Below are 24,602 nucleotides of genomic sequence, written 5' to 3'. Positions count from 1 at the left end.
GGTGCGGATCCGTGCTGGGGCGGGAGTGCGGGGAGGGCGTCGGTGTCAGCCGACGGTGGCGGCGCCGGCGCGGTTGCGGGCGGCCAGCCGGCCGGGCCGGGTGGCGGCCGTCTGTGGCTGGTAGTCGGCGGCGGCCCGCGTGATCCGGTCGATCATCACGCCGAGCAGCACGATGGTCACGCCGGCCGCGGCGCCGCGGCCCCACTCCTCGGAGCGGGAGAAGCCGAGCACGACGTCGTACCCGAGCGCGCCGGCGCCGACCAGGCCGCCGATGACGACCATGGCCAGGACGTAGAGCAGCCCCTGGTTGGCCGCGAGCACGATCGCGCCGCGGGCCATCGGCAGCTGGACCTTGGTGATCTCCTGCCACGTCGTGGCACCGGTGGAGCGCGAGGCCTCGACGGTGGTCGGCGACACGTTCTTGACCCCGTCGGCCAGCAGCTTGATCGCAGCGGGTGCGGCGTAGACGATGCCGGCCACGATGGCGGTGAAGCGGGTCGGCCCGAACAGCGCGAGGACCGGGATGAGGTAGACGAACGGCGGGATGGTCTGCCCGGCGTCCAGCAGCGGGCGGATGAGCAGGTCGACGCGGCGACTGCGCGCCATCCAGACGCCGAAGACGACCGCGAGGACCATGACCAGCGCGGTGCCGACCAGCGTCATGGTGAGCGTGACCATCGCGTCGTGCCAGAAGTCGAGCAGGCGGATGCCGACCAGGCAGACGACGGTCGGCACGATGGCCCGGCTGCGGCCGAAGACCCACGCCAGGGCCAGGATCGCCACGGCCGCGAGCCACCAGGGCGACTCGGCCAGCAGGCTCTGCAGCGGGTCGATGAGCACACTGGAGACGAGGTTCTTCACGCCCTCGGTGAACCCGCCGATGGTGTCCACGACCCACCCGGTGAGGCTGTTGACGCGGTCGGCCACCCAGCGGCCCGACTGGTTCTCCGGGAACTGGGCGGCCCACAGGGCCTGGCGGGACTCGTAGATGCAGACCAGGACCGCGACGCCGGTCACGGCGAGGACGATGCGGCGGGTCCGGGTGCTCCAGCCCTCGCCGTGGGCGGCCACGTCGCGCCGCTGGCTGGCCGCGGTGACGGTGCGGTCGAGCATGATCGCCATCACCACGATGAGCATGCCGGGCACGAACGCGCCGCCGATGTCGACCCGGGTCAGCGCGTTGAGCACGGGCTTGCCGAGCCCCGGGCCGTCGACGTAGGAGGCGAGCGTGGCCATCGAGAGCGCGGCCATGATGCTCTGGTTGAGCCCGACCACGATGGTCGAGCGGGCCATCGGCAGCTGCACCTTGAACAGGCGCTGGAGGAACGTCTGGCCCGCGGAGTCGGTGGCCTCGATGGTGGTCGGCGAGACCGAGCGGATGCCGTGCCCGGCGATGCGGATCAGCGGCGGCAGGGCGTAGATGAGGGTGCAGACCACCGCGCCCGAGGCGCCGATGCCGAAGAACAGCACGATCGGCAGCAGGTAGACGAAGGTCGGCATCGTCTGCGCGAGGTCGAGGAAGACCGTGACCACCCGGTCGGCGCGCCTGCTCGTCGCGATCCAGACGGCCAGCGGCATGCCGATGACCACGACGATGGCGACCGAGACGAAGGTGACGATGAGCAGGTCCATGGCGTCGGACCAGAAGCCGAGCAGGCCGAAGGAGACGAAGGACGCCGCCACCAGGACGGCGATCCGCCACCCGGCCACGGCCAGCGCGATCCACACCGCGACCGCGGTGACGCCCAGCCAGCCGAGCTCGGGGACCGGGCGCGGGAAGTTCGGCTCGGAGACCATCCGCTGGAGCCAGTCGACCGCGCTGACGAACTTGTCGCCGAGCGCGTAGGTGAACTTGATGATCGGGTTGGTGTCGCGGCTGGCGATGACGTCGTCGCGGAAGCCGGACAGCCGGTCCATCAGGTCGGTGCGCTCACGGATCGGCCGGGCCAGCGTGTCGGTGCCCTTGGTCACCGCCCACACCACGACCCAGGCCACCACGACCAGCGCGGCCCAGACCGCGCGGGGGGTGGCCTCGCGGGGCGCGACCGGCGGCTGCGCGCCGGGCTCGACGCGGGGCGGGGCCGCGGTGGCGGTCACGCCTTCGCTTCCTCTTCGGCGACGACCACGCGCAGGATCTCCTCGTCGTCGACGACGCCCACGACCTGGCCGTCCTCGACGACGCGCACCGGCTTGTCGGAGGCCAGCACCGCCTGGGCCGCCTTCCGCACGATGGTGTCCGAGGGCATCGTGGAGCCGGTGAGGTCGTCGTCGGGCCGCGGGTCGCGCATCACCCACTTCAGGGTCAGCACGTGCGAGCGGGGCACGTCGGAGACGAAGTCGCGGACGTAGTCGTCGGCCGGCGCCCCGACCACCTCGGGCGGCGTACCGACCTGGACGATCTCGCCGTCGCGCAGGATCAGGATGCGGTCGCCGAGCTTGAGCGCCTCCTGCAGGTCGTGGGTGATGAAGACCATGGTCTTGCCGAGCTCGTGGTGCAGCCGGATGACCTCGTTCTGCATGTCGCGGCGGATGAGCGGGTCGAGCGCGGAGAACGGCTCGTCGAAGAGCAGCAGCGACGGGTCGTTGGCCAGCGCCCGGGCCAGCCCCACGCGCTGCTGCATGCCGCCGGAGAGCTGGTCCGGGTAAGAGCGCTCGTAGCCGGTGAGGCCCACCAGGTCGACGATCTCCCCGGCGCGCGCCCGGCGCTCCTTCTTGCCGACGCCGCGCACCTCGAGGCCGTAGGCGACGTTGTCGAGGACCTGGCGGTGCGGGAGCAGCCCGAAGTGCTGGAAGACCATTGAGGTGTGCTTGCGGCGCAGGTCGCGCAGCTCGCTCTCGCTGGCCTTGACGATGTCGTGGCCGTCGATGACGACCTCGCCGGCCGTCGGCTCGATGAGCCGGGTGAGGGTGCGGATCAGCGTGGACTTGCCGGAGCCCGAGAGCCCCATCACGACGAAGACCTCGCCGGGGGCGACGTCGAAGCCGACGTCCTTGACGCCGACCACGCAGCCGGTCTTCTCCTTGAGCTCCGCGCGCGAGAGGTCCGCGTCGGGCGTGCCGATGATCGACTCGGCGCCCTTGCCGAAGATCTTCCAGAGGTGGCGCACCGACAGCGCCGCGTCCCCTCCGGTCGTCGTGGTGCTGCTCGCCTCGGTCTCGGTCGCGGTCATGAGGACTCCTCGGTCTGCTCGTTGCGCGGGTCTCCGGGAGGGTAGAGGGGGCTGCCGTCGCCGTGGCGGTACCACGGCACGTCGGCGGGCGGCAGCGGCGTGTTGCCGGCGATCAGGTCGGCGGCCTTCTCGGCGACCATCATCGTCGGGGCGTAGATGTTGCCGTTGGTCACGAACGGGAAGACCGAGGCGTCGACGACGCGCAGCCCCTCCACGCCGTGCACGCGCATCGTGGCCGGGTCGACCACCGACATCTCCTCCACGCCCATCGCGGCGGTGCAGGACGGGTGCAGTGCGGTCTCGGCGTCGGCGCGGACCCAGTCAAGGATCTGCTCGTCGGTGTCGACCTGCAGGCCGGGCGAGAGCTCGCCGTCGTTGTACGGCGCGAAGGCGGGCTGGTTGAGGATGTCACGGGCCACGCGGATCGCCTCGACCCACTCGCGCCGGTCGGTCTCGGTGGACAGGTAGTTGAACTGCATCGACGGGTGCACCTTCGGGTCGGTGCTCTTGATGCGCACCCAGCCGCGGGTGTCGGCGTACATCGGGCCGATGTGCACCTGGTAGCCGTGGCCCTCGGTCGGCGCGGTGCCGTCGTAGCGGATGGCGACCGGGAGGAAGTGGAACATCAGGTTGGGCCAGCGCACGTCGTCGTTGGAGCGCGCGAACCCGCCGCCCTCGAAGTGGTTGGTGGCGCCGAGGCCCTTGCGGTGGACCAGCCAGTTCCACGCGATGCCGGGCCGCTTGCTCCACTTCAGGCCCTCGGAGATCGAGACGGGCTGCTTGGACGCGTACTGGACGTAGACCTCGAGGTGGTCCTGGAGGTTCTCGCCCACGCCGGGCGAGTGGTGGACGACGTCGATGCCGAGGTTGCGCAGCAGGGTCTCGTCGCCGACGCCGGAGAGCTGGAGCAGCTGCGGGCTGTTGATCGCGCCGCCGCTGAGGATGACCTCGCCGGCCTGCACGCTGCGCTTGAGCCGGCCGCCGCGGACGTAGTCGACGCCGACCGCGCGCTTGCCCTGGAAGCGGACCTTCGTGGCCATGGCCAGGGTCTCGACGTCGAGGTTCTTGCGGTGCCGGACCGGGTGGAGGTACGCGCGGGCGGCCGAGAGCCTCCGGCCTCGGTGCAGGTTGCGGTCGAAGCGCGCGAACCCCTCCTGGCGGTAGCCGTTGACGTCGTCGGTGAGGTGGTAGCCCGCCTCCTGGACGGCGTCGAAGAAGGCGTGGAAGAGCGGGTTCTGTGCCGGGCCGCGCTCGAGGACCAGCGGGCCGTCGCCGCCTCGCCAGTCGTCGGCGCCGGCCAGGCAGGTCTCCATGCGCTTGAAGTAGGGCAGGCAGTGGGCGTAGTCCCACTCCTTCATCCCCGGCTCGGCCGCCCAGCGCTCGTAGTCCATCGGGTTGCCGCGCTGGAAGATCATCCCGTTGATGCTCGAGGAGCCGCCGAGCACCTTGCCGCGGGCGTGGAAGACCTTGCGGCCGTTCATGTGCGGCTCGGGGTCGGTCTCGTAGCGCCAGTCGTAGAGCCGGCTGCCGATCGGGAACGGCAGCGCGGCCGGCATGTGGATGAACGGGTCGATGCGCCAGTCGGAGTGCCCGGCCTCGAGGACCAGCACGCTGGTGCCCGGGTCGGCCGAGAGGCGGTTGGCCAGGGCGCAGCCGGCGGAGCCGCCCCCGACGATCACGACGTCGTACCGGTCCCTCGCCATGTCGGTGCGTCCCCTATCCCTGGAACCAGCGCTGCTCGGCCGGCCGGATGTTGTGCCAGACGTGCTTGGTCTCGCGGTACTCCTCCAGCCCGGCCCGGCCGAGCTCGCGGCCCACGCCGGACTGCTTGTAGCCGCCCCACTCGGCCTGCGGCACGTAGGGGTGGTAGTCGTTGATCCAGACCGTGCCCATGCGCAGCCGGCCCGCGACGCGCTGGGCCTTGCCGGCGTCCTGGGTCCACACCGCGCCGGCCAGGCCGTAGATGCTGTCGTTGGCGATCGCGACCGCCTCGTCCTCGCCGCTGAACGTCTCGACGGTGAGCACCGGGCCGAAGGACTCGTCCTGGGCCACGCTCATCTCGCTGCGGACGCCGTCGAGGATGGTGGGCAGGAAGTAGTAGCCGCTCTGCAGGGCCTCTTCGTCGGGCGCCTGGCCACCGCAGCGCAGCGTGGCGCCCTCCTCGAGCCCGCGGGCGACGTACGCCGCCACCTTGTCGCGGTGCTGGGCGCTGATGAGCGGGCCGGTCTCGGCCTTGTCGTCATGAGGTCCGCCGAGGCGGATGGCCTTGGCGCGGTCGACCAGCGCGTCGACGAACCGGTCGTGCACGCTCTCCTCGACCAGCAGGCGGGCGCCGGCCGAACAGACCTGGCCGGAGTGCAGGAAGACCGCGGTGAGCGCGTAGTCCAGCGCCACCTCGAGGTCGGCGTCGGCGAAGACGATGTTGGGGTTCTTGCCGCCGAGCTCGAGGGCGACCTTCTTGACCGTCTTCGCGGCCTCGGCCATCACCACCCGGCCGGTGACCAGGCCGCCGGTGAAGCTGACCAGATCCACGCGCGGGTCGCTGCTCAGCAGCGCGGCCGCCTGCGGGCCGGCGCCGAGGACGAGGTTGCCGACGCCCGCGGGCAGGCCGGCCTCCTCGAGGATCCGCATCAGGTGGATGCTCGTGCTGGGCGTCAGCTCGCTCGGCTTGAGCACGAAGGTGTTGCCGGCGGCCAGGCACGGGGCGACCTTCCAGCTGGCCTGCAGCAGCGGGTAGTTCCACGGCGCGATGAGCCCGCAGACGCCGATCGGCTCGTGCACGATCCGGCTGAGCACGTCGGGGTTGCCGGTGTCGACCACCCGGCCGGAGTCCTCGGCCGCGATCCGGCCGTAGTGGCGGAAGACGCTGACCACGTCGGCCACGTCGTACCGGCTCTCGACCAGGCGCTTGCCGGTGTCGCCGGACTCGGCCGCGGCCACCGCCTCGGTGTCGCGCTGGAGCAGGTCGGCCACGCGCAGCAGCAGGTCGCCGCGCTCGCGCGCGCTGGTCTGCGGCCACGGTCCGTCGTGGAACGCGCGGTGCGCCGCCCCGATGGCGCGCTCGGTGTCCTCCGGGCCGGCCTCGTCGACCTCGGCCACGACCGTCGCGTCCGCCGGGCACGCGATGGTCCGGCGGCCGCCTGCGAGCGCGCTGACCCACGCTCCGTCGACGTAGAGGTCAGGCACCCGGTGTCCCTCTCAGTGTTGCGGACGACGCAACCAATTGCGGATCCCGCAACGGGTCTTGTGCGGAACATGCCCCGTGTTCCGGCCCACGTCAAGGGGTGGCCCGCCGTCTTGACCAACCCGTGTCATGTGTCCATGGCCCCAGCGGGTCATGTCCGCTCGCCCCAGCCCAGCCGGTGCGAGATCTCCTCCGCCGCCGCGACCAGCTGCGGCACGACCCGCTCGACCTTGGCGTCGTCGAGGCGGTACGTCGGCCCGCTGACGCTGATCGAGGCGATCACGTCGCCGTGCGCGCTGCGGATCGGCGCCGCCGCCGCCGTCAGCCCGACCTCGAGCTCGTCCACCACGACGGCGTACCCGAGCTCGCGGACCTCCTGGAGGTCCGCCTTGAGCTTGGCCCGGCTCGTCACCGTGGCGTCGGTGACCCGCGGCAGCGCGCGCACCGCCTCCTTGAGCTCGGCGTCGCTCAGCTCGCTCAGCAGCACCTTGCCGTTGCTGGTCGCGTGCAGCGGGATGTGCTGGCCCACCCAGTTGTGGCTCTGCACCGCGCTGCCCCCCGCCACCTGGTCGAGGTAGAGCGCGCTGGTCTCGCTGCGCACCGTGATGTTGACCGTCTCGCCCGTGTCCGCCGCCAGCTGCCGGCACACCGGCCGCGCCTCGGTCACCAGGTCCAGCCGCGCCGTCGTCGCCCCCGCCAGCCGCAGGTTGCCGACCCCCAGCCGGTAGCGCCCCCGCTCGCCGTCCTGCTCCACCAGCCGGTGCGCCTCGAGCGTGGCCAGCAGCCGGAACGCCGTCGACTTGTGCACCCCGAGATCGGCCGCGATCTCGGTCACCCCCGCCTCGCCGTCACGGGCCAGCAGCTCGAGGATCGTCAGCGCCCGGTCGACGCTCTGCACGGACGCCGGCGCCGCCTCGGTGTCGCTGGTCGCCGGCATGGCGGGCACGCTACAACAGCGCTCGCCCGCCGACGTTCAGCGTCGCAGTGCCGCCAGCGTGAGCATGGCGTAGCGGCGCCAGACGGCAGGGTCGGTGACCTCGAGCTCGGTGAGGCTGTGGGCGAAGCCGGCGACGAGCACGGTGATGTCGGTCATCGTGGCGTCCTCGCGCAGGGTGCCCTGCTCCTTGGCCAGGTCGAGGAGTCGCTCGCCGGTCTGGGCGAGCTGGGGGTCCTCCTCGAGGTCGTCGACGGTGTTCAGCACGTCGGCCATCAGCCGGTCGGTGGCCAGGCGGGTGGTGACGGCCTCGAGGAGGGCCTGGAGGGCGGCGTACGCGTCGGTCTCGGCGTCGGCGGCCGCCTGGACGATCAGCTCGCGCAGCCAGCCGATGTGGACCATGGCGATCGCCCGGACCAGGTCGGCCTTGGTCGGGTAGCTGCGGTAGACGGTGGCCTTGCCGACGCCGGCGCGCTCGGCGATCTGGGGGATGGTCGCGTCCAGGCCGTGCTCGGTGAAGACCTCGACGGCGGCGGCCAGCACGCGCTCGTGGTTGCGGCGCGCGTCCGAGCGGCGCTCGGACCAGTCGGTGTCCGCCGGTGCGCTCCCCGCCATGGCGCACATCGTGCGGCAGACGTCACTCCGCCGCAAGTGGACTCGCGGGTCCGGATGTGGGTACCGTGCAGCTAACCGGACCTTCGAGTCCGTTTGTGTGACGGAGGGCACAGCGATGGCGTGGCACCTGTTCCGGCTCGGCCGGTGGTCGTTCCTGCACCGGAGGGTGGTGGCGGCGGCGTGGGTGCTGCTGCTGGCCGCCCTGGCGGTCGGCTCGGCGACGCTGGCGGGGCAGACCAGCGACGACTTCGAGCTGGACGGGATCGAGTCGACGCAGGCGTTCGAGCTCATCGAGCAGCGCACGCCGGACGCCTCGCCGGACGGCGCGACGGCCCGGGTGGTCTTCGAGGCGCCGGAGGGCGCGTCGCTCGGCGACCCGGCGTACCGCGGCGCGGTGACCGACGCGCTCGCCTCCCTCCAGGGCGGCGCGGCGCAGAGCGTGACCGACCCGTTCACGGGCGGGACGCTGTCGCAGGACGGACGGGTCGGCTACGCCACCGTGGGCTACACCGTGACCGCGGTCGACCTGCCGGCCGCGGACAAGACCGCGCTCGAGGACGCGAAGGACGCGGCCGAGGCGGCCGGGCTGCGCGTCGCCATCGGCGGCGACGCGCTCGCGGGCGACTTCGAGCCGCCGCTGGCCGAGCTCGTCGGCATCGGCGTCGCGCTGGTGGTGCTGGCGCTGACCTTCGGCTCCCTCGTCGCGGCCGGCATGCCGCTGCTCACGGCGCTGGTCGGCGTGGGCGTGGGCGCGCTGTCCATCAGCACCCTCAGCGGCTTCGTCGAGCTCGGCTCCACCACGCCCGCGCTCGGCACCATGCTCGGCCTGGCCGTCGGCATCGACTACGCACTCTTCATCATGTCGCGCTACCGCCACGAGGTCCGGCTCGGCCGGCCTCTGGAGGAGGCCGCCGGCCGCGCGGTCGGTACGGCGGGCTCGGCCGTCGTGTTCGCCGGGCTGACGGTGATCATCGCGCTGGCCGGGCTGTCGGTGTGCGGCGTCGGCTTCCTGACCCAGATGGGCCTCGGCGGCGCGTTCACCGTCGCGCTCGCCGTGCTCATCGCGCTCACCCTGCTGCCCGCGCTGCTCGGCTTCGCCGGGCGCCGGGTGACCTCCGGTCGGCTGACCGCCGCGGCGGACCGCGACCCGGAGGACGAGACCCAGCGCACCAACGGCCGCCGCTGGGCCGAGCTGGTCAGCCGGCACCGCTGGAAGGCGCTCGTCGCCGGGGTGGGTCTCGCGGCGGTCGCCGCGCTGCCGGTCGCGTCCATGCAGCTGGCCCTGCCCGACGACGCCAGCAAGCCGGTCGGCAGCGACGCCCGCGTGGCCTACGACCTCATCGCGGACCACTTCGGCGCCGGCGCCAACGGCCCGCTCCTCGTGGTCGTCGACACGGCCCGCGCGGCCGACCCGGGCGCGGCCCTGGCCACCGCCACGGCCGACATCTCCGCGCTGGCCGCACGCAGCGGCTCCGACATCGCGACGGTGGTGCCGAGCGCCGTGACGCCGGAGCAGCTGGCCGCGGTCGGGTACGCCACCATCACCGTCGTACCAGGCTCCGGGCCCTCCGACGAGGCGACCAAGCAGCTGGTCGCGGACCTGCGCACCGCCGTCGCCGACCTGCCCGACGACACCGGTGCGCGGGCCCTGGTCACCGGCCAGACCGCGGTCGGCGTCGACATCTCCAACGAGCTGAGCTCGGTCTTCCCGCTCTACCTCGCGGTCGTGGTGGGGCTCGCCTTCATCCTGCTGGTGGTCGTCTTCCGCTCGCTGTGGGTGCCGCTCAAGGCGGCGCTCGGCTTCCTGCTCTCGGTCGGGGTCTCGCTGGGCGCGACCGTGGCGGTCTTCCAGTGGGGCTGGCTCGGCTCGCTGCTGGGCCTCGACACCACGGCGCCCGTGCTGTTCCTGCTGCCGATCCTGCTGACCGGCATCCTGTTCGGGCTGGCCATGGACTACGAGGTCTTCCTGGTGACCCGGATGCGCGAGGCGTACGTCCACGGCACCCCGGCCCGCCGCGCGGTCGTCGACGGCTTCGCGCACAGCGCCCGCGTGGTCGTGGCGGCGGCGGTCATCATGATCGGCGTCTTCGCCGGCTTCGCGCTCACCGACGACGTCATCCTCAAGACCATCGGCTTCGCGCTCGCGGTCGGCGTGCTCGCCGACGCGCTGCTGGTCCGGATGACGATCGTGCCCGCGGTGATGGCCATCGTCGGCGAGCGGATCTGGTGGCTCCCGAGGTGGCTGGACCGGCTCGTGCCCGACCTCGACATCGAGGGCGAGCGGCTCGGCGCACGGCTGGACCCGGCGCCCGCGCCGGAGCTGGCGACTACTGCTCCGAGAGCCTGAGCTCGACCATCAGCTCGTCGGCGAGGCCCTCGAGGACGGCCTGGACGTCGTCCTGGGTGGCGCCGGCCGGCACGTCGAGCAGCGCGCGCGCCTCGAACAGCATGCCGCCCGCGTGCGGCGCCTCGCGGACGTCGGTCGTGAGCTCCTCGATGCTCACGCCGGCCTCCGCGAGCGCCGACGAGATCTCGGCGACGATGCCCGGCCGGTCGTCGCCGAGCAGCTCGAGGAGGAAGAAGCTCGTCTCGCCGGTGACGACCCGCTCGCTGCGCTCGGTGGCGACCTGCAGCCCCTCGAGCGCGGCGAGCTCGGCGACCAGCGCGTCGTGGCGGTCGTCGGGCACGCGCACCACGACGATGCCGGCGAACTTGCCGGCGAGCTGCGCGAGCTGACTGCGCTCCCAGCTCGCGCCGTGGGCGGTGATCGTCGCCGAGAGCGCGGAGACCAGCCCGGGCCGGTCGTCGCCCAGGACGGTGAGGACGAAGGTGGCCACGGCTGGAGGCTAGCCCTGCCGGCGCCGACGCACGCGGGGACGGTGCACGCGGTGCGGGCCCACCAGCCGCGGGTTGGCCAGCCGGTTCTCGAGGCGGTGGGCCTCCCGGCGTACGGGTTGGGCGGCGTACTCCCCCAGGATCGCGCCGGAGCTGAGCGAGATCGCGATGCCCGCCGCCGTGGCCATGGCCAGCAGCGCGGCGCTCGGCTCGCTGCCGACGAGCGTGAGGCCGCGGTAGATCGACAGGCCCGGCAGGAACGGCGTGATGCCGGCCGCCACGACGACCAGTGAGGGGATGCGCACCCGCGCGGCGACCGGGTAGCTGAGGAAGCCGAGCAGCACCGCGGCCAGCGCCGACGACCACGCCGTGCTGACCCCGCGCTCCAGCGCGACGGCGTACACCGCGATGGCGGCGCCCGCGACCAGGGCGATGGCGCCGATCGAGCGCGCGGGGGCGTACGCCGAGAACGCGTAGGCCCCCGCCGCCAGCGCGCCGCCGGCGACCATCGCCGGCAGGTCCGCGATCGAGGTCGCGCCGGGCGTCACCGTCCCGAGCTCGACGCCGGCGAGCTCGGCCACCTGGAGGCCGCCGCTCACCCCGGCCACGATCCCCGCCGTGGCCAGGAAGGCCTCCAGCATCCGGGCGTTGGCCGTGACCGGGAAGCCGGTGAGTGCGTCCTGGATGGCGCCGAGGAAGTTCACGCCCGCCAGCAGCAGCACGATGCTCGTGGAGATGACCAGGCTCGGTGACACGTCGGCCGGTGTCGCCGCGACCGCCACCGCGATGAGCGTGGCCAGCAGCCCGCCGGCGACCTGCTGGTAGAACGCCGGCAGCCGCCGCCGGCCCATCCGCTGCTGGAGCACGTCGACCAGCACCGCCGCCAGCGCGGCCACGAGCACCACGACCCCGTCACCGCCGAGCACGAGTGCCACCCCGCCGCCCATCACCGCCAGCGCCGCCGACACCGACCACCGCGGCCGGCTGTGCCCCGTCGACGTGATCGCGTTGAGCCGCGCCGTCGCCCCCGCCCGGTCCAGCCGCCCGTCGGCCAGCTCGCGCAGCAGGTGGTCCACGCCCGTCAGGTCGCCGTAGTCCACCGTGCGGTAGCGCACCTGCCGCAGCTGCACGATCGCCGGCCGCTCCGGCGCCGGCTGGTGCGCCACCGTCAGCTCGGTGAACGTCACGTCCGCCGTGAACCCACCCCGCAGCCCGCACGCCCGCGCGACGTTCTGCATCGCCGCGCTCACGTCGCTGGCGCCCGCGCCGGACGAGAGCAGCAGCTCGCCGATGCGCAGCGCCAGGTCGAGCGTCGCCGTGATCTCGGCGGTCTCGAGCGCCTGCGCGGCGCGCTCCTCGGCTGGGTCCTGCGGCACAGCGGTCCAGTCTTCCGCATGGGACTCCCGCGCCGACCGGCCCGCACCGGACCGCACTGGCGGGCAGCCCCACTGGGCAGGCGGTCGACGGTCACGGGTCGAGCACGCGCACACGCCAGAGCAGCTGGTCGCCGCCGGGCGGGACGTGGAGGCGGCGGTGCAGCCGCGGGCCGCGTCAGCGGAAGACGACGGTCCGGTTGCCGTTGAGGAGCACCCGGCTCTGGGTGTGCCACGACACCGCCCGTGACAGCACCGCTGCCTCCACGTCCCGCCCGGCCGCGACCAGCTGCTCGGGCGTGTGCGTGTGCTCGACGCGGGTGACGTCCTGCTCGATGATCGGGCCCTCGTCGAGGTCGGCGGTGACGTAGTGGGCGGTGGCGCCGACCAGCTTGACGCCGCGGTCGAAGGCCGCGTGGTAGGGCTTCGCGCCCTTGAACGACGGCAGGAACGAGTGGTGGATGTTGATGGCGCGGCCACCGAGCTGGCGGCACAGGCCGTCGGAGAGGATCTGCATGTAGCGCGCCAGCACGACCAGGTGGACGCCGAGGCCGTCGACCAGCTCCATCAGCTCGCCCTCGGCCTGCTGCTTGGTGTCCGGCGAGACCGGGATGTGGTGGAAGGGGATGCCGTAGGACTTCACCATCGGCTCGGCGTCGGGGTGGTTGGAGACCACGGCCGGCACGTCGATGTTGAGGGCGCCGGTGCTCTGGCGGAACAGCAGGTCGTTGAGGCAGTGCAGCTGCTTGGAGACCATGATCAGCGTGCGGTACGGCGCGGCCGCGGACCACAGCTCGTAGTCCATCTCGAACGTCGCGGCCACCGCGGCGAACTCCTCGCGCAGCGTGTCGGCGGAGGCCGGCCCGTCGACCTCGAAGTCGATGCGCATGAAGAAGCGGTTCTGGCGCACGTCGTCGAACTGCTGCGACTCCATGATGTTGCCGCCGTGCTCGAGCAGGAAGCCGCTCACCGCGTGCACGATGCCCGGCCGGTCCGGGCAGCTGAGGGTGAGGACGAAGTCGCCGGCGGTCTCGGCGGTGCTCGCGATCGTCATGTCCCTCAGTCCCCCAGCTCGGTGCGGCGGCGGTTGACGTAGTCCTCGAGCTCGGCGCGGACGGCCTCGTCGAGCGGCGGCTGCTCGTAGTCCTCCAGCCGCTTCTTGTAGATCTCGCCGGCGCGCGTGGCGGTGTCCTTGGCGCCGTTGCGCATCCACCGCTCGTAGTTGTCCGAGGAGTTGAGGAACGGGCGGTAGAAGCAGGTCCGGAACCGCTCCATGGTGTGCATCGCGCCGAGGAAGTGGCCGCCGTGGCCGACCTCCTCGTGGGCGCCGAAGGCCATCGAGTCCTCGTCGATCTCGAGCGGGGTGAACTCGGCCTGGAGCATCTCGACGATCTGGGCGTCGATGACGAACTTCTCGAAGCCCGCGACCAGGCCGCCCTCGAGCCAGCCGGCGGAGTGCATCACCCAGTTCGCGCCGGCCAGGAACGTCGGCATCATCGTCATCAGCGCCTCGTAGCCGGCCTGGGCGTCCGGCACCTGCGAGGACGTGAGCCCGCCGCCGGTGCGGAACGGCAGGTTGAAGTGGCGCGCGATCTGGCCGGTGCAGAGCAGCCCGATGCCGCTCTCCGGCGTGCCGAACGTCGGCGAGCCGGACTGCATGTCGATGTTGGACAGGAACGAGCCGAAGACCACCGGCGCGCCCGGGCGGATCAGCTGCGACAGCGCGACGCCCGAGAGCGCCTCGGTGATCTGCTGGACCAGCGCGGCCGGGATGGTCACCGGCGACATCGCGCCCATGAGGATGAACGGCGTCAGCACGACCGGCTGGGCGGCCGCGGAGTACTCGAACTGCGACTCCAGCATCCGGTCGTCCCAGCGCAGCGGGCTGTTGCAGTTGATGAGCGAGATGATCGCCGGGGTCTCCTCGATCGCCTCCCGCGAGCCGAAGAGGATCTCGGTCATCTTGATGGTGTCGGCGGCGTTGGTCCCGGAGACCACGTTGCCCATGTAGAGCTTGTCGGTCAGCGTCTGCAGCGCGTAGACCATGTCGAGGTGGCGGCTGTCGAGCGGGGTGTCGTTCGGCTCGTTGACCACGCCGCCGGCCGAGTCGAGCACCGAGAAGCTCTGGGCCAGCTTGGCGAAGTTGCGGAAGTCCTCCATGGTGCCGTCGCGGCGCACGTCGCCCTCGCGGACGAACGGCGGGCCGTAGACCGCGCCGAAGGCCATCGAGTCGCCGCCGATGTGCACGGAGTTGGCCGGGTTGCGCGCCTGGAGGTCGAACTCGCTCGGCGCCTTGGCCACCTGCTCGAGGACGAAGTCGGGGTCGAGGAAGACCTTGTGGTCCTCGACCTTCTGCCCGGCCTGGCGGAACAGCTCGAGCGCACGGTCGTCCATGAACTCGACGCCGATCTCGGTCATCAGCCGGCGCCAGCCCGTCTCGAGGGTCGCCATCGCGTCCTCGGAGAGGATCTCGTAGCGCGGCATCTTGTTGACGAACAAGGGGGTCCTCCTGTGACGGGCGCTTGACCTCGGATCGGCTCGGATCCTAGCCTCATGATGTGGAACGTGGGTTCCATCATGTGGAACACTGCACCGCGAGGTCAACACCTGCGGGCACCCGACGGGCAGAGGAGGAGCGATGGCCGCCAGCGGCACCCAGGCCCTCGACCGCGCTGCCCTCCTGGTCTCCACCGTGATCCAGGCCGGCGAGCCGCTGAGCTTCGCCGACCTCCAGGAGGCCTGCGACCTCCCCAAGTCGACCACCTCGCGGATGCTCGCGGCCCTGGAGCGCTCGGAGATGCTCGAGCGCACCGACGACGGCAGCTACGTGGCCGGCGGCCTCTTCTGGCTGTACGCCGCGCGCCACGACCCCGGCGAGGAGCTGGTCCGCCTGGCCCAGCCGCTGCTCGAGGCCATCGGCGCCGAGACCCTGGAGACCGTCAACCTGAGCATGGCGCGCGGCGACCACGTCGTGCAGGTGGCCCAGGTCGACTCCCAGTTCCTGCTCGGCACCCGCGACTGGACCCAGGTCGACGTGCCCGACCACTGCAACTCCCTGGCCAAGGTCTTCCTGGCCTGGGACGTCGTCCCCGTGCCCCGCGAGCAGGAGCGGCTCACCGACGCCACCCTGGTCGGCGACGCCCTGCGCGAGGACCTGGCCCGCACCCGCAAGCGCGGGTGGGCCACCACCGTCGACGAGCTCGAGGTCGGGCTCTCCGGTGTCGCCGTACCCGTCCGGGGCCAGCGCGACCAGGTGGTCGCGGCCCTCGGCGTCTCGGGACCCACTGCCCGGCTCGAGGGTCGCTTCGGCGAGCTCGGCCGGCTGCTGCGAGGACACGCCCTGGAGCTCAACCAGCTGCTCCACGGCAGGACAGCCACACCCATGAACAAGGAGGGCGCCGCATGACCAGTCCCGAGGAAGTGCTCCAGGGTCTGTACGACGAGACGCTGGTGGGCAACGCCCCGCGGGTGCTCGAGCTGACCGAGGAGGGGCTGTCGATCGGCATGGAGCCGCAGACGCTCCTGTTCGACGCGCTCATCCCGTCCCTGGAGGAGGTCGGCGCCCGCTTCGAGCGCGGCGACTTCTTCGTCCCCGAGATGCTCATCGCCGGCAAGGCGATGGCCGGGGCCATGGAGCGGCTGCGCCCGCTGCTGGTCGAGGGCGGCATCGAGACCGTGGGCAAGTTCCTCATGGGCACGGTCAAGGGCGACGTCCACGACATCGGCAAGAACCTCGTCAACATCATGCTCGAGGGCGCCGGCTTCGAGGTGATCGACCTCGGCGTGCAGGTGGCCCCGGAGAAGTTCGTCTCCGCCATCGAGGAGCACCAGCCCGACATCGTCGGCTTCTCGGCGTTCCTCACCACCACCATGCCGATGTTCAAGGCCAACCTGAACGCCCTGGAGAAGGCCGGCATCCGCGACCAGGTCATCGTCATGGTCGGCGGCGCCCCGGTCACCCAGGAGTACGCCGACGCGGTGGGCGCGGACGGCTACGCCGCCGACGCCTCGGCCTGCGTCAAGCGCGCCAAGGACCTGCTCAACCAGAAGCGCTCGAAGGTCCCCGCCTGATGGCCTACGAGGGAGAGCCTCTCCACACCGTCCTCCGCTCCCCGGGCAAGGAGGTGGTGATCGGCCACGACCAGCGCTTCTGCCTCATCGGCGAGCGGATCAACCCGACCGGCCGCAAGATCTTCCAGGAGCAGCTGCGCGCCGGCGACCTCTCGGCCATCGAGCGCGACGTCAAGGCCCAGGTCGAGGGCGGCGCCGACGTCCTCGACGTCAACATGGGCGTCCCGCTCACCGACGAGCCCGAGCTGCTGGCCAAGGCCATCCAGCTGGTGCAGACCCTGACCGACCTGCCGATCTGCATCGACTCCTCGGTCGTGGAGGCCCTCGAGGCCGGCCTGTCGGTCTACCAGGGCCGCGCGCTGGTCAACTCGATCACCGCCGAGGACGAGCGGATGGCCCAGATCCTGCCGCTGGTCAAGAAGTACGACGCCGCGATCATCGCCCTGCCCAACGACGAGGACGAGATCCCGATGGAGGCCGACAAGCGCCTCGTGCTGACCGAGAAGATCATCCGGGTGGCCACCGAGGAGTACGGCATCGCCAAGGCCGACATCGTCATCGACCCGCTGGCCATGCCCATCGGCGCAGACACCTCGACCGCGCTGGTCACCATGGAGACCATGCGGCGCATCCGTGACGAGTTCGGCGTCAACATGACGTGCGGTGCGAGCAACACGTCCTTCGGCATGCCCGACCGGCACACCCTCGGCGCCGCCTGGCTGCCGATGGCGATGACCCAGGGCCTCACCTGCGCGATCATGGACGCCCGCACGCCGCAGATCGTCGAGGCGGTCAAGGCCGCCGACGTGTTCATGAACCACGACGACTGGGGCATGGCCTGGATCTCGGCCCACCGCGCCAAGGCGGCTGCCACCGCATGAGCCCGGCGTGACCCAACCGCCCGACATCGACCCGGAGGAGCTGCGCCGGGAGGGGCTCGTGACACCTCCCGGCACGGACCGGGTGGCCCACGACGGCGCCGGCCGGGTCGAGCTGGCCTTCACGGTCGAGGACACCGACCCGGCCCGCACGGCCGAGAAGAAGGTGCGCGTCCCACCCGGCGTCACCGTCTTCGACTCCGCGTCGTGGAACGGCATCGCGATCGACTCCACCTGCGGCGGGCACGGCACCTGCCACAAGTGCAAGGTGCGGCTCGACCGCACCGAGCCGGTCACCCGGCACGACGCGAAGACGTTCAGCGCCGACCAGCTCGACGCGGGTTGGCGCCTGGCCTGCCTGGTCAAGGCGACCAGCGACCTCAAGGTCCTGGTGCCCCCGCTCACCACCCGCCCCAAGGCCGCGACCGTCGGCGTCGGCCGCCAGGTGATCCTGCGGCCCGCGGTCCAGAAGCGGTACGTCAAGCTGGCCGAGCCGACGCTCGAGGACCAGGTCACCGATCTCGACCGGCTGCTGGCCGCGATCACCGACCTCGAGCCGCGCGCCGACCTGCACGTGCTGCGCCGGCTCCCGAAGGTGCTGCGCGAGGCCGACTTCAAGGTCACCGCGGTGATCGTCGACGAGGAGCTCGTCGACGTCGAGCCGGGCGACACCACCGAGCAGCGCTACGCGATCGCCTTCGACCTCGGCACGACCACCGTGGTGGCGACGCTGCTCGACCTGGTCACCGGTACGCCGGTCGCGGTCGCGTCGATGCTCAACAAGCAGCAGCCCTTCGGTGGCGACGTGATCAGCCGGATCAGCGCCACCATGCTCGACCCTCTCGCGCTGGAGCGGCTGCAGACCGCGGCGTGCCAGACGCTGGCCCAGCTCGCCGCGCAGGTCTGCGCCGAGGGCGAGGTGGACCCGGCCCACGTCTACGAGGCGTGCATCGCCGGCAACGCCACCATGACCGCGCTCGTCCTCGGCATCGACCCCGAGCCGCTCGGCGTCGCGCCGTTCATCATGTCCACGCCGCTGCCGCCCACCGTGCTGGCCGAGGACCTCCAGCTCGGGCTGCACCCGCGGGCCCGGGCGGTGTTCTTCCCCGCGCTCGGCGCCTACGTCGGCGGCGACATCGTGGCCGGCATGCTCGCCTCGGGCATGGACCGCGACAAGCGCACCCGGCTGTTCATCGACGTGGGCACCAACTGCGAGATCGTGCTCAGCGACGGCGACCGGATCGTCTCCACCGCGGCGCCCGCCGGCCCGGCGTTCGAGGGCGGCGCCATCCGCTGCGGCATGCGCGCGGCCGACGGCGCCATCGAGGTCATCAAGCTCGACGCCAGCGGCGAGCAGCCGGTCGAGCTCGGCGTCATCGGCGACGTGGAGCCCAAGGGCCTGTGCGGCTCCGGGCTCGTCGACGCGGTGGCCGAGCTTGTCAAGGTCGGGTTGCTGGACTCCTCGGGCCGCTTCGTGCCCGAGGACGTGGCCAAGGAGCTCGCCCCCGCGCTGGCCGACCGGCTGACCATGATCGGCCAGGAGCGGGTCTTCGTCCTGCACCGCCCGACCGTGGACGCCTCGCCCGAGGAGAGCGTCGTGCTCTCCCAGCGCGACGTGCGTGAGCTGCAGTTCGCCAAGGCCGCCATCTCCACCGGCTGGACGCTGCTGCTCGAGGAGCTCGGCCTGGAGCACCGCGACATCCAGCAGGTCCTGCTGGCCGGCTCGTTCGGCAGCTACCTGTCCGCCGCCTCCGCCGTGCGCATCGGCCTGGTCCCGCAGCTTCCGGTGCTGCGCATCGTCGCCGCGGGCAACGTGGCCGGCGAGGGCGCGAAGATGGCCCTGCTGTCGGTGCGCGAGCGCGCCGGCGCGCAGACCCTCCTCGAGGAGGTGACCTATGTCGAGCTCTCCGACCGCCCCGAGTTCAACGACCGGTTCGTCGAGCAGCTCGCGTTCAGCCACGGTGGCTGAGGAGGGCGTTCTGCGCCCGTCTCGAAGCCGCGCGGCCGTCATCGCCTGCGGGGCGATCGCCCAGCCGGTCAGCGACGTGGTCGAGCGGCGCGGCTGGTCGGTGGCCGTGCACCCGCTGCCGCCGCTGCTGCACAACTCACCCCACCTGATCGCCGACCAGGTGCGCGAGCTCGCCGTCGCGCTGCGCTCGACGTACGACGAGGTGGCGGTGGCCTACGCCGACTGCGGGACCTACGGCGCGCTCGACGAGGTGTGCACCGACCTCGGGCTGCGGCGGCTGCCGGGGCTGCACTGCTACGACCTGTTCGCCGGGGAGTCGCGGCTGGCGGCGTTCCTGGACGAGCAGCCCGGGACCTACCTGTTCACCGACTTCCTCATCCGGGGCTTCGACCGGCTGGTGGCCCGCGAGCTGGGGCTGGACCGCTACCCGGAGCTGGCCGAGGACTACTTCCGCCACTACACGCGGGTCGTGTGGCTGGCCCAGGACCCGACGCCCGAGCTGCGCGCGCAGGCCGAGGTGGCCGCGGCGCGGATGGGGCTGCCGCTCACCGTCGTGGAGACCGGCGACGCCCGGCTCGAGGTCGCGCTCGAGGAGCTGCTCAGCCCGGTGTGAGCAGCCGCTGGGTGCCGACGACCGCGAGCAGCCGGAGCAGCTCCTCGTCGCGCGAGCCCGGGGCGGCGGTGTGGACGACCAGCTGCTGGTCGCGGTCGGCCACGCCGAGCACGTCGCAGCGCACGGTGACCGGTCCGACGGCCGGGTGCGCGAAGGTCTTGGTCAGCGTCGGCTCGTCCGCCACCTCGCGCGCCGCCCACGCCGCCTCGAACTCCGCGCTGCCCGCGCGCAGGTCGGCCACGAGCGCGCGGAGACCGGGGTCGTCGGGGTAGCGGCCGGTGGCCGCGCGCAGCCGGCGCACCACGCGGGCGCGGAACGCCGCCAGGTCGTCCACGCCGTAGAGCACCGGGCGGTCGGGCTCGGGCAGGAACGCGCGCCGGGCCAGGTTGCGCTCGCGCGGCGCCACCGCGCTGAAGTCCTCCATCAGCGCGGCGGCCAGGTCGTTCCACGCCAGCACGTCGAAGGCCGCCGACGTCACCACCGCCGCCGCGCCCGGCAGCCGCTCGAGCAGGTCCAGGACGCTGTCGCGCACGTCGCGGCGCAGCGCGCTCGGTGGCCCGGGCGGCGTGCCCGCCAGGTGGTGGAGGTGGTCGCGCTCGGCGTCGTCGAGCCGGAGGGCGCGGGCCAGCGCGGCCAGCACCTCGCGCGAGGGCCGAGGCGCCCGGGCCTGCTCGAGGCGGGTGTAGTACTCCGTGGAGATGTGCGCCAGCTGCGCCACCTCCTCGCGCCGCAGCCCCGGCGTACGCCGCCGGGCGTGGTCGGGCAGCCCGAGCGCCGCGGGCGTGAGCCGCTCGCGGCGGCTGCGCAGGAACGCTCCGAGCTCGACCTGGTCCACGTCTCGAGTCTGCCCCGCCCGGCCCGCCGCAGACAGGTACCGGCTGTGCCTGCCTGGGCCCGGCGACGCCCCGCACGGTGGAGGCATGACCACACCACTGCTCCAGGACAAGGTCGCCTTCGTCTCCGGCGCCGGCCGCGGCATCGGCGCGGCGGCCGCGCGGCTCTTCGCCCGTGAGGGCGCCGCCGTGCTGCTGGCCGCCCGGACCGAGGCCGAGCTCGCGGCGGTCACCGACGACCTCCAGGCCGGCGGCGCCGAGGCGGCGTACGTCGTGTGCGACCTCGCCGACCCCGGCGGCGTCGCCGCGGCGGTCCAGGCCGCCGTGGACCGGTTCGGTCGGCTCGACCTGGCCTTCAACAACGGGGCCGCGCTGCAGGCGCCGGGCCCGGTCGAGGCGCTCGACGTCACCGGGTTCGACGCGCTCTACGAGATCAACCTGAGGGGGCTGTGGCTGTCGATGCGCGCCCAGGCCGCGGCCTTCCGGGCCGCCGGCCGCCCCGGGGCGATCGTCAACACCTCCAGCGTCGGCAGCCTGCGCGCCAACCCGGCGCTCCCGGCGTACGGCGCGCTCAAGCGGGCGGTGAACAGCCTCACCCAGTCGGCCGCGGTGAGCTGGGGACCCGACGGGATCCGGGTGAACGCCATCGCTCCGGGCAACACGCGCACCGAGATGATGGCCGACTGGCAGCGGCAGACGCCGGGTCTCCAGGAGCGGCTCGTCGCCGCGACGCCGCTGGGCCGCCAGGCCGAGCCGGCAGAGGTGGCCGAGGCCGCGCTGTGGCTGCTGAGCGACCGGGCGTCCTTCGTGACCGGCGCGGTGCTGCAGGTCGACGGGGGCGCGGGGGCCTGAGGCTCAGGCCCTGGCGCTGAGCTCGTCGAGCAGCTGGTCGCGCCAGGCGATGGTGGCCGCGACCTGGTTGAAGGTGAACACGTGCAGGCCCTCGACCAGCATCTCGGGGCCCGAGAGCGCGGGCGCGACCTTCTCCAGGAACCGCTCGCCGGTGTAGCCGCCCGGGGCGGCCAGCCGGGCGAAGGTGCCCTTGTTCTTCATCAGGAAGCGGGTCGACTCACCCACGCCGATCTTGGTGGCCATGCCGAGCAGCTTGGTGCGGTCGACCGGCCCGGGGATGCCGAGGAGCAGGGGCAGGGTGATGCCGCGCCCGCGCATCCGGGCGACCCAGTCGGTGAGCAGGTCGGGGTCGAAGGTCAGGTTGCTGACCACGTGGGTGGCGTACTTCCGCTTGTCCCACATCGACTGGATGGTGAGGTCATCGCTGATGGTCGGGTGCGACTCGGGGTAGCCGGTGATGCCGACGTGGGTGAACGGCGTGCCGATCACCTTGAGCTCCTCGAGCAGCGAGAGCGCGTCGGGGTAGGCGCCGGGCGGGTCCGCGTCGCCACCGGGCACGAACACCGACTCGATGCCCTGGCTGGTCAGCCGGGCGGCGATCTCCTCGAGCTCTGCGCGGTCACGGACCATGCGGGCGGCGAGGTGGGGCACGGCGGTGTAGCCGTGCTTGGTCAGCCGCTCGGTGAGGTCGAGGGTGGCCTCGAGGCCCTTGCTGGGCGAGGCGGTGACGGTGACCGCGCTGGTGCTCGGCACGTGTTCGAGGACGGTGTCCTCGATGGACGCCGTGGGCAGCACCTCGTAGCGCGCGTGCTCCAGCAGCCGGGCCACGGTGGCCGCCGCGTTGACCTTGCTTTTGTTGCGCATTGTGCACCCTGTTCCGTGATGCGCACCGACGAGCAGCAGCCTAGCCCTCCCCGGGGGCGCCGTCGAGAGCCTCGGGTGCCTCCTCCAGGACCCGCGGCCGGATGGTGAACCAGGAGAGCACGCCGCCGGCCGCGACCAGGACCGCGCAGATGACCAGCGCGCTGCGGAAGGCGTCGTCGAAGGCCGCCGGGTCGGCGTACTCCTCGCCGTGCAGGCCCACCGCCACGGGGAGGGCGGCGACCGCGAGCAGGGACGCCGCGCGGGCCACCGCGTTGTTGACGCCGCTGGCCACGCCGGCGTGCTCCTCGGGCGCCGCGGCCAGCACGGTCGCGGTCAGCGGCGCGATGAGCAGGACCATGCCGGCGCCGAAGACGACCGTGGCCGGCAGCACGTCGCGCACGTAGTCCACGTCGGTGCCGATGCGCAGCATGAGCAGGACGCCGGTCGCGGTGATGAGCGGCCCGACGGTCATGGGGATGCGCGGGCCGATGCGCATGCCGAGGCGGCCGGCGCGCGCGCTGAAGAGCAGGAGCAGCACCGTCATCGGGACGAACGCCGCACCGGCCGCGAGCGCGCCGTACCCGCTGACGGTCTGGAGCTGGAGGGTGGTGAAGAAGCTGACCGCGCCGAGGGCGCCGTAGACCAGCAGCGTCATCACGTTGGAGGCGCTGAAGGTGGCGTCGCGGAAGATGCTGAGCACCAGCATCGGCTCGCGCTCGCGGTCCTCGACCACGAGGAACCCCACTGCGGCGAGCACGCCGACGACGACCGCGACCCAGGCCGCGGTGCCGCCCCACTCGATGAGGGCGTACGTCGTGCCGCCGAGCGCGAGGATGGCGAGGACCGCGCCGAGCAGGTCGAAGTGCGACGAGGCGTGCGGGTCGCGGGTCTCCGGCACGTAGCGCAGCGCCACGAAGACGGTGAGCACCGCGAGGGGGACGTTGATGAGGAAGATCCAGCGCCAGTTCGCGTACTCCACCAGGCCGCCGCCCAGGAAGGGGCCGATCGCGCCGGAGACGCCGGTGAGCCCGGACCACGCGCCGATGGCCGGCGCGCGGTCCTCCTTGGCGAACGCGCCCTGGATCATGGCCAGGCTGCCCGGCGTGAGCAGGGCACCGCCGACCCCCTGCAGGATGCGCGCGGCGATGAGCACCTCGGGGTTGGGCGCGATGCCGCACAGCAGCGAGGCCGTCGCGAACCACACCACGCCGATGACGAAGACCCGGCGCCGCCCGAACCGGTCGCCCAGCGAGCCGCCGAGCAGGATCAGGCTGGCCAGCGAGAGCAGGTAGCCGTTGGTGATCCACTGCAGCTCGGCCAGGCTCGCGTCGAGGTCCTCACCGATCGTGCGCAGGGCGACGTTGACCACCGTGCCGTCGAGGAACGCGATGCCCGAGCCGAGCGCGGCGGCAGCGACCACCGCCCGGCCGGTCGACGTACCCATCCGCACTGCTGCCGGCGCCGAATCCACCACACCCGGAAAGGTAGCCTTCTGCCGATGTCACGCGCGTACGCCCCGGCCGCCGCCCGGCGGTTGACCGACCACGTCGCGAAGCTGGCCGACGACCACCCGCCCATCGACCTGGACTCCGTCGACTTCACCGTGCGCCGCCCGGACGAGTTCGAGGCCCGCTTCGGCCACGTGCTCGACTACATGGCGCGCGTCGAGCTCGAGGTCGACCGCAACGTGCTCGAGCTGACCACGATGCTGCCCGACCCGCCCCAGATCGACCGCGACTTCTACACCGTCTGGCAGCGCCAGGAGATCCAGCACGGCCTCATCCTCGACCGGCTCCAGGTCGAGCTCGGCCGCGAGCCCGCCGACGCCGACCTCGACTCCATCGGCGCCAAGCTCAAGGTGCTCGGTGCCCTCTCGCACCTCACGCCGTTCCAGGACGTCTGCCGGATGCTCTACTACCTGACCGGCATGGCCACCGAGCGCTCGGCCGTGCTGGCCTACAACCTGCTGCACCGCGGCACCGTCGAGATGGGCGAGACCGCCGTCGCCGACACCGTGATCGGGCAGATCAAGCGCCAGGAGCCCGGCCACTACGCCTTCTACCAGTTCTCGGCCCGCGGCCTGTGGGCCGAGCTCGCCCCGTGGCAGCGCTGGCTGGTCCGCCTGATGCGGCGCATCTCCTTCGCCCCGGTCGGCGCCAACAACGAGGTGCAGAAGGCCGACTTCGGCGACGTCATGGCCACCCTCGGCATCGCCGAGGACTCCGACGACTTCGCCGACCAGATCTCCCGGGTCGAGGCCGAGCTCCTCTGGGCCCGCCGCCGCGGCCTCAAGGTCCCCGACTACGTCGCCCGGGCCTTCCGGGAGGCCGTCGAGCTCGCGCGCGACCGCGCGCACCTGCCGCACCTGCACCGCTGAGGGTCGCCGCGGCGACAGGTCCAGTCCTGCCCGC

General features: G+C 72.5%; 21 protein-coding genes. 8 read left to right on the top strand and 13 right to left on the bottom strand.

Annotated features, from left to right (window positions below):
- Positions 1–45 precede the first annotated feature (45 nt).
- From G5V58_RS23260 to G5V58_RS23235, 6 genes are all read right to left on the bottom strand, one after another.
- Positions 46–2,097: an ABC transporter permease gene (locus G5V58_RS23260; protein ID WP_230486895.1), complete on the bottom strand. Its 2,052-nt coding sequence runs from the start codon at positions 2,095–2,097 to the stop codon at positions 46–48.
- Positions 2,094–3,170 (bottom strand): quaternary amine ABC transporter ATP-binding protein, encoded by a 1,077-nt coding sequence (locus tag G5V58_RS23255; RefSeq protein ID WP_165237688.1) that lies wholly within the window; start codon positions 3,168–3,170, stop codon positions 2,094–2,096. The genes G5V58_RS23260 and G5V58_RS23255 overlap by 4 nt, the downstream gene beginning before the upstream one ends.
- The gene (gene betA, locus G5V58_RS23250; RefSeq protein WP_165237686.1) at positions 3,167–4,873 is read right to left on the bottom strand and encodes a choline dehydrogenase; all 1,707 of its coding nucleotides are present in this window, start codon (positions 4,871–4,873) and stop codon (positions 3,167–3,169) included. The genes G5V58_RS23255 and betA overlap by 4 nt, the downstream gene beginning before the upstream one ends.
- Before the next feature lie 13 nt (positions 4,874–4,886).
- Positions 4,887–6,356 (bottom strand): aldehyde dehydrogenase family protein, encoded by a 1,470-nt coding sequence (locus G5V58_RS23245; protein ID WP_165237678.1) that lies wholly within the window; start codon positions 6,354–6,356, stop codon positions 4,887–4,889.
- 149 nt (positions 6,357–6,505) lie between these two features.
- Positions 6,506–7,291, bottom strand: coding sequence for an IclR family transcriptional regulator (locus G5V58_RS23240; protein WP_230486894.1), 786 nt, complete (start codon positions 7,289–7,291; stop codon positions 6,506–6,508).
- A gap of 36 nt (positions 7,292–7,327) precedes the next feature.
- Positions 7,328–7,903 (bottom strand): TetR/AcrR family transcriptional regulator, encoded by a 576-nt coding sequence (locus G5V58_RS23235; RefSeq protein WP_165237676.1) that lies wholly within the window; start codon positions 7,901–7,903, stop codon positions 7,328–7,330.
- Positions 7,904–8,018: 115 nt separating this feature from the next.
- On the opposite strand from G5V58_RS23235, the gene G5V58_RS23230 reads away from it, so the two are divergent.
- Positions 8,019–10,250: an MMPL family transporter gene (locus tag G5V58_RS23230; RefSeq protein WP_165237674.1), complete on the top strand. Its 2,232-nt coding sequence runs from the start codon at positions 8,019–8,021 to the stop codon at positions 10,248–10,250.
- Here G5V58_RS23230 and G5V58_RS23225 read toward each other — a convergent pair.
- The 4 genes from G5V58_RS23225 to G5V58_RS23210 all read right to left on the bottom strand — a co-directional run bounded on the left by G5V58_RS23225 (position 10,231) and on the right by G5V58_RS23210 (position 14,610).
- Entirely contained in the window at positions 10,231–10,740 is a 510-nt protein-coding gene (locus tag G5V58_RS23225; RefSeq protein WP_165237672.1) for a glycine cleavage system protein R, read from the bottom strand. The two genes, G5V58_RS23230 and G5V58_RS23225, sit on opposite strands and share 20 nt — an antisense overlap.
- Positions 10,741–10,749: 9 nt before the next feature.
- The gene (locus tag G5V58_RS23220) at positions 10,750–12,114 is read right to left on the bottom strand and encodes a threonine/serine exporter family protein (RefSeq protein ID WP_230486893.1); all 1,365 of its coding nucleotides are present in this window, start codon (positions 12,112–12,114) and stop codon (positions 10,750–10,752) included.
- A 175-nt stretch (positions 12,115–12,289) separates the two neighbouring features.
- On the bottom strand, positions 12,290–13,165 hold the full coding sequence (gene purU, locus G5V58_RS23215) for a formyltetrahydrofolate deformylase (protein WP_165237670.1): 876 nt from the start codon (positions 13,163–13,165) through the stop codon (positions 12,290–12,292).
- A gap of 5 nt (positions 13,166–13,170) precedes the next feature.
- Positions 13,171–14,610, bottom strand: a complete 1,440-nt coding sequence (locus tag G5V58_RS23210; RefSeq protein WP_230486892.1) for a trimethylamine methyltransferase family protein — start codon at positions 14,608–14,610, stop codon at positions 13,171–13,173.
- 139 nt (positions 14,611–14,749) lie between these two features.
- Here G5V58_RS23210 and G5V58_RS23205 point away from each other — a divergent pair, with 139 nt between their 5' ends.
- Genes G5V58_RS23205 through G5V58_RS23185 form a run of 5 tightly spaced genes read left to right on the top strand, consistent with a single transcriptional unit; the run spans position 14,750 to position 19,642 of the window.
- The gene (locus G5V58_RS23205) at positions 14,750–15,517 is read left to right on the top strand and encodes an IclR family transcriptional regulator (RefSeq protein WP_165237668.1); all 768 of its coding nucleotides are present in this window, start codon (positions 14,750–14,752) and stop codon (positions 15,515–15,517) included.
- Positions 15,514–16,182 (top strand): corrinoid protein, encoded by a 669-nt coding sequence (locus G5V58_RS23200; protein ID WP_165237666.1) that lies wholly within the window; start codon positions 15,514–15,516, stop codon positions 16,180–16,182. Before G5V58_RS23205 ends, G5V58_RS23200 begins: the two co-directional genes overlap by 4 nt.
- Positions 16,182–17,063, top strand: a complete 882-nt coding sequence (locus G5V58_RS23195; RefSeq protein WP_165237664.1) for a dihydropteroate synthase — start codon at positions 16,182–16,184, stop codon at positions 17,061–17,063. The genes G5V58_RS23200 and G5V58_RS23195 overlap by 1 nt, the downstream gene beginning before the upstream one ends.
- 7 nt (positions 17,064–17,070) lie before the next feature.
- Positions 17,071–19,029: an ASKHA domain-containing protein gene (locus G5V58_RS23190; RefSeq protein WP_230486891.1), complete on the top strand. Its 1,959-nt coding sequence runs from the start codon at positions 17,071–17,073 to the stop codon at positions 19,027–19,029.
- Positions 19,022–19,642, top strand: a complete 621-nt coding sequence (locus G5V58_RS23185; RefSeq protein ID WP_230486890.1) for a DUF1638 domain-containing protein — start codon at positions 19,022–19,024, stop codon at positions 19,640–19,642. The genes G5V58_RS23190 and G5V58_RS23185 overlap by 8 nt, the downstream gene beginning before the upstream one ends.
- On the opposite strand, the gene G5V58_RS23180 is transcribed toward G5V58_RS23185, so the two are convergent.
- Positions 19,629–20,477 (bottom strand): helix-turn-helix transcriptional regulator, encoded by an 849-nt coding sequence (locus G5V58_RS23180; protein ID WP_165237660.1) that lies wholly within the window; start codon positions 20,475–20,477, stop codon positions 19,629–19,631. The genes G5V58_RS23185 and G5V58_RS23180 overlap by 14 nt on opposite strands.
- A gap of 85 nt (positions 20,478–20,562) precedes the next feature.
- On the opposite strand from G5V58_RS23180, the gene G5V58_RS23175 reads away from it, so the two are divergent.
- Positions 20,563–21,327 carry an SDR family NAD(P)-dependent oxidoreductase gene (locus G5V58_RS23175; RefSeq protein WP_165237658.1) on the top strand — a complete coding sequence of 255 codons (765 nt, stop codon included), beginning with the start codon at positions 20,563–20,565 and terminating at the stop codon, positions 21,325–21,327.
- 3 nt (positions 21,328–21,330) lie between these two features.
- On the opposite strand, the gene G5V58_RS23170 is transcribed toward G5V58_RS23175, so the two are convergent.
- Together G5V58_RS23170 and G5V58_RS23165 are read right to left on the bottom strand one after the other, a co-directional pair.
- Positions 21,331–22,191: a methylenetetrahydrofolate reductase gene (locus G5V58_RS23170; RefSeq protein WP_165237656.1), complete on the bottom strand. Its 861-nt coding sequence runs from the start codon at positions 22,189–22,191 to the stop codon at positions 21,331–21,333.
- Between the two features lie 40 nt (positions 22,192–22,231).
- On the bottom strand, positions 22,232–23,635 hold the full coding sequence (locus G5V58_RS23165) for an MFS transporter (protein ID WP_165237654.1): 1,404 nt from the start codon (positions 23,633–23,635) through the stop codon (positions 22,232–22,234).
- A gap of 54 nt (positions 23,636–23,689) precedes the next feature.
- Between G5V58_RS23165 and G5V58_RS23160 the strand changes: the two genes are divergently transcribed.
- Positions 23,690–24,568: a GTP-binding protein LepA gene (locus G5V58_RS23160; protein ID WP_165237652.1), complete on the top strand. Its 879-nt coding sequence runs from the start codon at positions 23,690–23,692 to the stop codon at positions 24,566–24,568.
- Positions 24,569–24,602: the final 34 nt, after the last annotated feature.

Origin of the sequence: Nocardioides anomalus (genome assembly GCF_011046535.1) — a bacterium.
In the GTDB taxonomy this organism is placed as follows: Bacteria; Actinomycetota; Actinomycetes; order Propionibacteriales; family Nocardioidaceae; genus Nocardioides; species Nocardioides anomalus.
Note: the sequence above shows the minus strand (reverse complement) of the source record. Positions and strands in the feature narration are given on the sequence as shown.